Annotated in this window: 8 protein-coding genes; 7 read left to right on the top strand and 1 reads right to left on the bottom strand. The window is 36.0% G+C overall.

Annotated features, from left to right (window positions below; genetic code table 11):
- Nucleotides 1-12: 12 nt before the first annotated feature.
- The 7 genes from AW17_RS25455 (at nt 13) to AW17_RS22505 (ending at nt 6,486) form a co-directional block, all read left to right on the top strand.
- Nucleotides 13-159: a transposase domain-containing protein gene (locus tag AW17_RS25455; protein ID WP_083488814.1), complete on the top strand. Its 147-nt coding sequence runs from the start codon at nt 13-15 to the stop codon at nt 157-159.
- Nucleotides 159-2,555, top strand: coding sequence for an HsdM family class I SAM-dependent methyltransferase (locus tag AW17_RS22530; RefSeq protein WP_157280401.1), 2,397 nt, complete (start codon nt 159-161; stop codon nt 2,553-2,555). The genes AW17_RS25455 and AW17_RS22530 overlap by 1 nt, the downstream gene beginning before the upstream one ends.
- Complete coding sequence (locus AW17_RS22525) at nt 2,555-3,286, top strand: hypothetical protein (RefSeq protein WP_051692048.1); 732 nt, start codon at nt 2,555-2,557, stop codon at nt 3,284-3,286. The genes AW17_RS22530 and AW17_RS22525 overlap by 1 nt, the downstream gene beginning before the upstream one ends.
- A gap of 176 nt (nt 3,287-3,462) precedes the next feature.
- Nucleotides 3,463-4,119: a SanA/YdcF family protein gene (locus AW17_RS22520; RefSeq protein ID WP_029280396.1), complete on the top strand. Its 657-nt coding sequence runs from the start codon at nt 3,463-3,465 to the stop codon at nt 4,117-4,119.
- A 347-nt stretch (nt 4,120-4,466) separates the two neighbouring features.
- On the top strand, nt 4,467-4,838 hold the full coding sequence (locus AW17_RS22515; protein WP_029280394.1) for a hypothetical protein: 372 nt from the start codon (nt 4,467-4,469) through the stop codon (nt 4,836-4,838).
- 169 nt (nt 4,839-5,007) lie between these two features.
- Nucleotides 5,008-6,009 (top strand): transposase, encoded by a 1,002-nt coding sequence (locus AW17_RS22510; RefSeq protein ID WP_483414142.1) that lies wholly within the window; start codon nt 5,008-5,010, stop codon nt 6,007-6,009.
- Nucleotides 6,010-6,084: 75 nt separating this feature from the next.
- Nucleotides 6,085-6,486, top strand: coding sequence for a transposase (locus AW17_RS22505; RefSeq protein ID WP_051692046.1), 402 nt, complete (start codon nt 6,085-6,087; stop codon nt 6,484-6,486).
- 79 nt (nt 6,487-6,565) lie between these two features.
- Here AW17_RS22505 and AW17_RS22500 read toward each other — a convergent pair whose 3' ends face one another.
- Nucleotides 6,566-6,838 (bottom strand): hypothetical protein, encoded by a 273-nt coding sequence (locus tag AW17_RS22500; protein WP_342422818.1) that lies wholly within the window; start codon nt 6,836-6,838, stop codon nt 6,566-6,568.
- Nucleotides 6,839-7,016 lie beyond the last annotated feature (178 nt).

Here is a 7,016-nt window from a genome sequence, read left to right as displayed (position 1 = left end):
CTATATTCTTTCATGGGAACATGCAAATTGCAAGGCATTAATCCAATGGTGTGGATGGTAGATGTGCTGAAAAGAATAAATACATATCCATCAGCGCAGATTCAAGAACTTTTACCGCACAGATGGAAAGAAATGCAGCAAACTGAACCTGCACTGTAGTGTTAGCTTACAAAATTATGGTTTTGTCCATATTGATTAAGTATTTAGAAGAGCGAGAAGATGAGAAGCAAAACCGAGTATTTCCTAACAATTTTTTTGGGAAATTTGCTGACCATGCAACTAAATTTACCGATGTTCTTAATGAAAAGGGATCATACCTAAGACTATTAGATTATCTTGCAGAACACTTTAATGGTGGAATCTTTAAACTGGAAGAGGAAGAGAGAGAATTTCTTTCTAAAACAGATTTAACAAGATTTGGACTTTTTTTAAATGGAGATTTAGATGGGATACAATTGGTTTTTTGGAGGCTATATTCTTTTAATGATTTACCTGTTGAATTAATTAGTAATATTTATGAGGAATTTTTAGGGAAAGAGCCAGGGGTCGTCTATACGCCTCCTTATCTCGTAAACTTTCTTTTAGATGAAGCTATGCCGCTAACATCAGAAAATCTAGATTTTAAGGTCTTAGATCCTGCTTGTGGCTCTGGAGTATTTTTAGTCGGTGCATATAGAAGATTGATATATCGTTGGCGAAAAAGAAATAATTGGAAGAATCCCGATTTAGGCACTCTAAAAAGCTTATTGAAAAATAATATTTTCGGAGTCGAGTTAAAAAAGGACGCGGCAGACTTGACTGTGTTCAGTTTGAGTTTAGCCCTATGTGATGAATTATCACCATTACAAATCTGGCATGACTTGAAGTTTGACAACTTAAGGGAACAAAATATTCTAAATGAAGATTTTTTTGATGTTTTATCTAAATCCAATTTCGAAAACAAGTTTAACTTAATTATCGGCAATCCGCCATTTGAAGCAAAATTAACCCTAGCGGCACAAAAAGCAGAAAAAGCAGAATGTGCCACAAGAATAATTACCAATTTAGAAAATGGCATTTCCAAAGATATTCAAGTTAAACTACCTGATAATCAAATAGCATTGCTTTTTCTTGAGCAATCGATGAAGCTTACAAAAGAGGCTGGCCTTTTATGTATGATACAGCCTGCTGGCCCTTTACTTTATAATAACTCGTCTAATAATTTTAGAAAATCTATTCTTGAAAAATATAATGTCCCTCAGATTGTTGACTTTACTCCTTTAAGCGAAATTTTGTTTGGGAATGCCAAAGTAGCAACTGCTGCGATATTTATTCAAAATATAAATCCAAATAACAGAGACCTAGTACACATAGTTGCTAGAAGAACCAAAATTCACAAAGAAAAAATTTATTTTGAGTTAGACGCGTACGATTTCTACACAGTATCACGAAATGAAGCACTCAATGATCCATATGTTTGGAAGTCAAATTTTTTAGGGGGAGAGAGGGCAAATAGCTTAATTCGAAGACTCTCGAAATTGCAAACATTTGGACAATTTTTAGAAAAGAAAAAGACTAGTGATAATTGGGTCTATTCAGAAGGCTTTACTGAAGCTATCGAATCAGATTTAACGAAGTTGGAATCTCTCAGAGTGGCAGGAACAAAATCTATAGAGGCTCAAACGAAATACCGAAAATTTGAAGAGAAATTATCTGCGCCTTTTCTAACCGGAAAAAAGTCGTTCCCAGTGAAATCTTTTGAAAAGAATGGAATTAACGAAGAGGATATAATTGACCAACTAAATATAAAATTCTTTCATAGTAAGGGGGCTAAAGAAGTTTATAATGCACCTCATTTATTAATTAAGGAAGTTGTTGACACAACGTTTACTATACCAGTTCAATATAGAAATGATGATATAGTATTCAAAAATTCAATTTTTGGAATCCACTCTAAGTCAGAGAGTGAGTTGCTAGAAATTGAATCTAGATTTAATGGGAATACGCTATTTCCTTACTATTTGGCAGCAACTAGCGGAAGGTTTATGATCAATAAGTCTTCATCACTTTTACTTTCAGATATCAAATCACTTCCATTTCCAGATCAAAAAGAAGAAGCGGAAATCGATGAGATAGAATTAGTCATAGTTAATGATTTTTTTAAATATCTATTAGAATACAGACGAAAAGGAGAGGGTGCTCAAATTGCAAAAAATGATGCAAATGAAAATGATTTGATTAGATTTAGCGATATATATTGTAAAATTTTAGGCTCCGTTTTTAAAACAATATCTCCTTACCAATGGTTCGAAACAGACTCCTTTATATGTTTTCCATTTTTTTTCGGCGAAGAGCCAAAAATCGATTTTTCAAATTCGAAAGAATCTGAAAAGGACATTAGCAAGTTAGTAGAAAAAAATTTAGGAGTAAGCTTGCGAATCACCAGAATAATCCGGCTTTATGAGGGAAATGTAATCTACTTAATCAAACCAAAAAAATTAAAATATTGGCTTCCCTCTATTGCATTAAGAGATGCAGATGAAACATTTTCAGATTTAAGAAAACAAGGATTCTGATGCTAGCAAATGTCTCTCAAAATATTAGCTGCGGTAAGATAACCGTAGGATTGGAACCAGATCAAACGGTAAAGTCTGTTATAGAGTTTCTCGAATTAAATTTTAAAGAGTTTGGTAATAAAGTTCGGGGCGAAGTCACAGCAAATGAAAAAGCCCTCACTGATAAACTTTGCAAGTTCCTAAATCGAAATGCTTTCGCAACTCCATTTTTTTTTCATCATGAAAATGTTGAGGATTTCAGAACTGGAGCGTCCGCGCAAATAGATATTGCCACGTTAGCGAAATCTGAAAACATTACAGTTGGTGATAGAATTTTCGGTGAATTTGACTCTTTCTTTTCAATAGAAGCAAAACGATTACCTACTCCTGGAAGTGGAAGAGAGAAAGAATATGTTATTGGAACAAATAAATCAAGTGGAGGGGTAGAGCGTTTTAAAAAAGGAATTCATGGTAAATATCTCAAATATGCAGCAATTATCGGCTACATTCAAAATGAAAATGCAGAGCATTGGTTTATTACAATAAATAATTGGATAAGTGACCTTATTGCTTCCACGCCAAATTTTTGGAGAGACGAGGATAAATTAAATAAAGAAAACTCTACAAATATTAATAAATTTACATCCAAAAACTTCAGGAAATCATTTAACGGTAGTGATGATTTCGTCCACCTCTATCATTTTTGGGTGGATCTTTTAGAGCCTAACGAAAATTTCAAAGCAAATTCTTAACCGTTTAGAAAATGTAGAGCTCGAGCATTTAGCAGAATCCATCAATTATAGGAGTTTGGATAGGTATGGTTGGGCAGGTTAAAAAGATTTGCAGAAAATCAATTTTTAAATACATGCGATAATCCGTTTTGCCTTTAACTATCTTTAAGAGATAAATAATTACTGCCGTTTAATCCATGAAGACTAAAAAAATCATAAAGTTGTTAATCTATGCCTCCTTATTTGGCATTATTGTAGTGTTGGGCATAAATTTATTGGTAAAATCTCAAACTGATCCGGTAATTTTTTCAAAAGAAAAAGACACACCAGGAACCAAAGTGGCCATTATTTTCGGAGCAGGAATAAACAACAATAAGCCAGGCAAATACTTAAAAGATAGGCTCGATGCTGGCATCGAACTTTATAAAAACAATAAAATTGATAAAATTTTGCTGTCAGGAGATAACGGTAGTGATGCACATGATGAATTAACTGTAATGAAACTTTATTGTTATGAACATGGGGTTGATACCAATAAAATCTATCTTGATTATGCTGGATTTGATAGCTACTCTACCTTATATAGATCTAAATATATCTTTAAGGTTGATACAGCCATTCTGGTTTCACAAAAATATCATTTAAACCGGTGTATCAATATCGGGAATAAATTGGGCGTTAAATCATATGGCTTTGCTGCCGATCAAGGAACGTATCAGGGTTACAAATATGCTTCTTTTAGAGAATATTTTGCCGTTGTAAAATCTACAATTGATATTTTAATTGGTAGAAAACCACACTTTTTAGGCAAAACAGTAGACATTAACGGACCTTCAAATTATACCAAAGAATAACGGGAAATATATCGTTTTTTGATTTCTTTGAGTGGTAAAAAATTTCTTTTTTCTTTAAATATCGGTCTATATCAATTTCAAGAAACAACTCTGCGTTCTTCTAAACTGAACAGTTTTATTTGTTTGTGAGCACTGGCAGCTGTAAAAAATCTTTTATGGGTAGCATGAATGAAAAGCGCGGCTATACACACTCATAAAAACCTATTAAACAACGCTTTAAAACAAATTCTTTTGTATTTTTTATTTTGTTTTCTCACCATTTCTTAGGTATCAATGATTCGTTTGGCATAGTCATTGTCATAACACTGTTACATTTATTGCCTATTTAAAATAAAAAAGTGAAAGAGATGAAAAAGACAGTTCAAATTTTCAACATGCTTTTAATAGCATTAACCGTAACGGTATCATGTAGAAAAGATACCAATCCTGCAGACAGGGATTTCTTCGTGGGTACTTATTCTGGAACCATTACTTATAACGATGGCTCAAAAGACATTAGCGATGATGACGGCAAGGTAAGGGTAGTTAAAACCGGCGATACCTATAACTTTATCTTTGGTACGGGTATCCCTGATATTACAGGCGTAAAATTCCAGGGCTCTGGTGATACCTATACCAGTATTGGTGATGGATTAACAGGTATAAGCGTTAACGCAAGTACATTAAAAATCTTGGTAAGTAATTCGAAAGGTACCTGGACGGCAAATTGCACAAGGTAAGCCATTTATTGAAAGACAGAAGGCCCGGTTTTTACTGTGGCTGTTGCACAACTACCACCTGATTGGCTTAAAAAGGCAGCAAACAATTATTTGTTTGCTGCTTTTTTTTGCTCAATACATTGATATTCAGTTGTTTATTTAGTATATTTAGCTATGCAAGGCAAGAAAGATTATCCAGGAAAAGCTGTTTATCCGATTCCAACTTTCGGACTATGTTCCGCAGAACAATTTCTACAGACAGCTCAAAAGTATATTGGACCTGAATTTTTTATATGCCTCCACATCCAAGTATTATGGAAGAGAAGGCCAAAAGAGCATTGATCCAGTGGTTTTCATGAAACTCATGCTTGTTGGGTACCTAGAGAACCTGAACAGTGACAGGCGCATTATTGCCACTTCGCGAATGCGCATGGATATCCTTTATTTTTTAGGATACGGCCTAGATGAGGAACTTCCATGGCATTCTACCTTAAGCCGAACCAGACAGCTTTTTGGCGAAGAAGAATTTACCGCCATATTTAAGCTGGTATTAAAAAAGTGCATAGAAAAAGGGCTGATTTCTGGAAAGAGGCAAGCTATCGATAGTGTATTTGTGAAGGCCAATGCCGCCATGTCCAGTGTTGTTGAACGGGAGGTTATGGGTGACGTGGCTACTTATGGAAAAGAGCTGGATGCAAACAGGGACGAAGAACCGGACAGCCTTACCCAGAAATCAGCGGGAAAACCAAGAAAGAATGCCAAAACGGATAAGAACCTAAATGAACGCCGTTACAGCCCATCGGATCCCGATGCTCGCATATCGGTAAAGCCAGGGAAAATTTCCAGACTGAACTACTCGGCACAGGTAAGTGTGGATACACAAAACCACGTAGTTACCCATATACAGGCATTTCATGCAGATAAGGGAGACGGACAGTGCCTTCCCGAGGTACTGGGCAATCTAATTGATAACCTGAAAGAAATCGGATTAGAGATATCAGAAGTTCTTGCTGATACGGGCTATAGCAGTGAAGCTGCCCTGCAGGCCCTGGCCGACAATAACATAGCGGGATATATACCCAATAAATCGGGGAACAGAACAAGGGATAGCCGTGAAGGATTTACGTACGACCATGAAAATGACCGTTACACATGTCCCCAAGGAAAGTACCTGACCTTTCGCCCACCTTAAAAAAGTAAGGACGAACACACATAAAATCTATAGTACGGGCGTTAGGGATTGCAGGGCATGCCCTTTTAGGGGCACATGTGCAAGTCCCGCCGGTATAAAAAAATAAAGGACTCGGTCGCAAAGGATCTATACACCCAAATGCATCAGAGATTGCAGACCACCAAAGGGAAAAGGACAAGAAAGACTAGGCAGGCTACAGTCGAGCCCGTATTGGGCACACTGATCAATTTCACGGGCAGGAGGCAGGTAAACACCAAGGGCATTAAGCTGGCAAACAAGTGCATGATAATGGCAGCGGTTGCATATAACCTAAAGAAACTGGTCAATGGCGTAGCAACAAAAGCAAGGAAAAGAACCTATAGAGCATTCAAAAAGGCAAAAACACAAATAAATAGCTATTTATCTCTTCTTGCAAGGACAGTAAGCCTAAATATGTTACCCTTGTCCAATCACTATGAAAAGCAAATGGCCGGATAACCATTTGAAAAAATGTATTATCCAGCCATTTATCTTAAAGTTGTGCAACAGCCACTTTACTGATCGGGCCCTTTTTATGCTATAATTCTTCGTCCTCATCATCATCTTCTTCAGGCACATATTTTTCAATGGCCTGTCCAATTGCATTCACTTCCTCGTCTTCTTCAAAAATCGGAAGTTCAGTTTTATAATCCATTTTTAACCAGATAGATGAAGTATCCTTCTGAATCTGGATATATTCTCTTCCATCTTTGAAAATGGTATACGAATCATTTCCTTCAGGGAAAACTGAATAATTAATTGGTCCGATTTCAATGTCGAAAGGCTCTTGCATGGCTAATATTTCTTGCAAAGATAAAAAATCTTTTTGTTGAGCTTAAGTCGGCTGAATATATAACAGGGAAATCGCTTTTAAAACATGTGCAAAAATTGATTAGCCACGGAAACACAGAAATCACGGAGAAGAAGTAAATTTTTCCGTGTTTTCGTGCTTCCGTGGCAAACATAATGCTTAGGTATGCGCAGAAAGA

This window comes from Pedobacter borealis DSM 19626 (genome assembly GCF_000708285.2).
Lineage (GTDB): Bacteria > Bacteroidota > Bacteroidia > Sphingobacteriales > Sphingobacteriaceae > Pedobacter > Pedobacter borealis.
This window is presented reverse-complemented; position numbering and strand designations above follow the sequence as displayed.